We start from the raw sequence: 3,823 nt of genomic DNA, 5'->3' as shown, positions 1-3,823 counted from the left end.
AGCATGCCCACGCCCTCACCCCAACCGGTGCCATCCGCCGACGCCGCGAACGACTTGCACCGCCCATCAGCCGACAGACCCCGCTGCCGCGAGAACTCGACGAACGTCCCCGGCGTGGCCATCACGGTCACACCACCGGCCAGGGCCAGGTCGCACTCCCCCGACCGCAGCGCCTGCGCGGCGAGGTGCAGCGCGACCAGCGACGACGAGCAGGCGGTGTCGACCGTGACCGCCGGGCCTTCGAGCCCGAACGTGTACGCCACCCGTCCCGACAGCACGCTGCCCGAGGTGCCGGTGCCGACGTAGCCTTCGGCGTCCGGGGGAAGGTCGGCCAGCCGTGAGGCGTAGTCGTGGTACATCACGCCGGCGAACACGCCCGTACGGCTGCCCCGCAGCCCCTGCGGGTCCAGGCCGGCGGACTCGAACGTCTCCCACGACGTCTCCAGCAGCAGCCGCTGCTGCGGATCCATGGCGACCGCCTCGCGCGGCGAGATCCCGAAGAACGCCGGGTCGAACTCGGCCGCCCCGGCGAGGAAGCCGCCGTGCCGGGTGTACGACGTGCCGCTGCGGTCCGGGTCGGGGTCGAAGAGGCCGTCGAGGTCCCAACCCCGGTCGGTGGGGAACTCGGAGACGCCGTCCCCGCCGGCGGCCAGCAGCTCCCACAGCTGATCCGGGCTGTCGACCCCGCCCGGGTACCGGCAGGCCATGCCGACGATCGCGATCGGCTCGTCGGCGGCGACGGCCCGCACGGCCGACCGCCGCACACTGAGCTGGCCGGAAACCCGCTCGTACAGGTGCTCGGCGAGCACGGCCGGGGTCGGGTAGTCGAACACCAGCGTCGACGCCAACCGCAGCCCGGTGGCCGCATTGACCCGGTTACGCAGATCCACCGCCGTCAGCGAGTCGAAGCCCAACTCCCGGAACGCCCGGTCCGCCGGCACCGCCTCCGCCCCGCCGTGACCGAGCACCTGGGCGACCAGACCCCGGACCAGCAGGTCGATCTGGGCGCGGGCCTCGTCGGGGTCCATTCCGGCGAGCTGGTCGGCCCAGTCGCCGCCGCTGCCGGCCTGCCGGCGGGTGACCGTCGCGCCGACCAGGGCGCGCAGCACCGCCGGCGCCTGGCCGCCGCCGAGGGCGGCCCGCATCGCGGGTACGTCCAGCGCGGCCGGCACGAGTGCCGGCAGGCCCGCGCCCAGCGCGGCGTCGAGCAGCTCCAACCCGACCTCGACGCTCATCGGCGTCAAGCCGGCCCGCGCCGACCGGACCCGATCCGCCTCCGACACCGACGCCGCCATGCCACCGGTGTCCCACATGCCCCACGCCAGGCTGACCGCCGGCAGACCCACCTGCCGCCGATACGCCGCGAGCGCGTCCAGGAACGCGTTCCCCGCCGCGTACGCCGCCTGACCCGGCGAACCGAGAACGCCCGCAGCCGAGGAGAAGACCACGAACAGATCCAGGTCCAGACCCGCCGTCGCCTCGTGCAGCAACCAGCCCGCCGACACCTTCGGCGCCAGCACACCCGCCAGCCGGTCCGCCGTGATCGACGAGACCACCCCGTCGTCCAGCACGCCGGCCGTGTGCACCACGCCGGCCAGCCGGCCCGGGACGCCCGCCACCAGGGCGGCCACCTGCTCCCGGTCCGTCACGTCGCACGCCACCACCCGCGCCGACGCACCCAGACCCGACAGCCGCTCCACGAGCGCCCCCGCACCCGAAGCGCCCGGACCCTGCCGCGACACCAGCACCAGCGACCGCACCCCGTACGCCGCCACCAGATGCTCCGCCACGAGCGCACCCAACGCACCCGTACCACCGGTCACCAGCACCGTGCCCTCACCCAGAGCCGGCACGGCCCCAGCCGACGCCCGCACCAGCCGCGGCACGAACACCCGACCGTCGCGGACGGCCACCTGGCCGCCCGTCACGGCCGGATCGGCGGCGACCCGGGCCAGCAGGGCCAGGATGCCCGCGTCCAGGTCGCCGTCGACGTCGGCCAGGACGATGCGGCCCGGGTGCTCGGTCTGCGCCGAGCGCAGCAGGCCCCATGCGGCGGCACCCGCGAGGTCGGTCACCCGGTCCCCGTCACGGACGGCCACGGCCCCCCGGGTCGCCACGACGAGGGTCGTGGCGGCGAGCGCGTCGGCCACCAGCCAGGTCTGCACGGCGGCCAGGACGTCGGCGGTGACCGTGCGGACGGCGTCCGGCACGGGCGCCTCGGCGGCGGCGGGCAGCGGCAGCAGCAGTGCGCGCGGCGCCTCGGCCCGGCCCGCGCCGACCGCCTCGGTCAGCGCCTCGACGGCCGGGAACGCCGGCAGGTCCACACCGCCGGCAGGCAGGTCACCGGAGAGCAGCGCCCAGCCGGACACGTCGTCGGCCGGGGTGACGTCCTCGGGCTGCCACTCGAGGGTGAACAGCGACCGGGCCGCCGCGCCGGGGGCGACCACGGCCGTCATCTCCCGCAGGACGAGGGAGTCGACGGACACGACCGGTGCGCCGGACTCGTCCACCGCGACCAGGCGCGCGGAGGTGCCGGCCCGGGTGAGCCGTACGCGCAGGACGCGCGCCCCGGTGGCGTGCACCTGCACGCCCTCGAACGCGAACGGTACGCGCGGCCCGCTGGTCTCCTCGGCGAGCAGCAGCCCGACGGGGTGCAGCGCGGCATCGAGCAGCGCGGGGTGGACGCCGAACCGGGCGGCCTCGCCGGCCGCCTCGTCCGGCAGCGCGACCTCGGCGTAGACCTCGCCGTCGCCGGTCCACAGCCGGCGCAGTCCCTGGAACACCGGCCCGTAGGAGAGGCCGTGTTCGGCGAGCCCCGGATACCAGCCGGCCAGGTCCGCCTCGGCGAGCCCGACGGGCGGCCAGGCACCGAGCGTCGGCTCGTCGGCCGACGCCGGGTCCAGCACGCCCTCCGCGTGCCGGATCCAGTCAGCCTCCGGGTCGCCGTCGGACTGCGAGTGGACGGCCACGCCCCGGCTGCCCGCCTCGTCGGCGGCGCCGACGCGCACCTGCACCCGCACCCCGCCGGTCTCGGGCAGCACCAGCGGCGCCGCGATGGTCAGCTCCCGTACGCGGGAGGCGCCTACCTCGTCGCCCGCCCGGACGGCCAGCTCGACGAGGGCGGTGCCGGGCACGACGACCGCGCCGGAGACGACGTGATCGGCGAGCCACGGGTGCGTGGCGACCGACAGCCGGCCGGTCAGGACCACCATGTCCTCGCCGGCGACGGTGACCGCCGCGCCGAGCAGCGGGTGCCCGGCGACGCCCAGCCCCGCGCCGGTGACGTCGCCCGCCCGGGCCCGGCCGATGCCGAGCCAGTAGCGCTCGTGCTGGAACGCGTACGTCGGCAGGTCGACGCGCTGCGGGTCCGTCCCGGCGTACCACTGGGTCCAGGTGACGGGGACGCCGTTGACGTGCAGCTCGGCCAGGGCGTGCAGCAGCGCCTGCCCGGCGGCGCGGTCCCGCCGCTGCGTGGCGAGGGCCAGGGCGTCCTCGGCGAGCAGGTCGGCGTTCAGGGCGGTGAGGACGCTCTGCGGGCCGATCTCCAGGTACGTGCCCGCGCCGGCGTCCCGGAGGGCGGCGACGCCGTCGGCGTACCGGACGGCCTCGCGGACGTGCCGGACCCAGTAGTCGGCGTGGGTCAGCTCCTGCGGGTCGGCGAGCGTCCCGGTCAGGTTCGACACGACGGGCACCAGCGGTGCCCGGAACGTCAGCCCGTCGAGGACCGTCCGGAACTCGGCCAGCATCGGCTCCATCAACGGACTGTGGAACGCGTGACTGACCCGCAGTCGGCGCGTCCGCACGCCCCGGCCCTGCCAGGCGG

Annotated in this window: 1 protein-coding gene; it reads right to left on the bottom strand. The window is 76.3% G+C overall.

The window, feature by feature from the left end:
• The coding region (locus ABZ793_RS34555; protein ID WP_357465182.1) for an SDR family NAD(P)-dependent oxidoreductase at positions 1 to 3,803 on the bottom strand (3,803 nt) is incomplete at its 3' end.
• Between the last annotated feature and the right edge of the window lie 20 nt (positions 3,804 to 3,823).

This window comes from Micromonospora sp. NPDC047465, from assembly GCF_040643125.1.
GTDB lineage: Bacteria > Actinomycetota > Actinomycetes > Mycobacteriales > Micromonosporaceae > Micromonospora.
The sequence above is the reverse complement of the archived record's forward strand: the minus strand, read 5'-3'. Positions and strand labels throughout refer to the sequence as shown.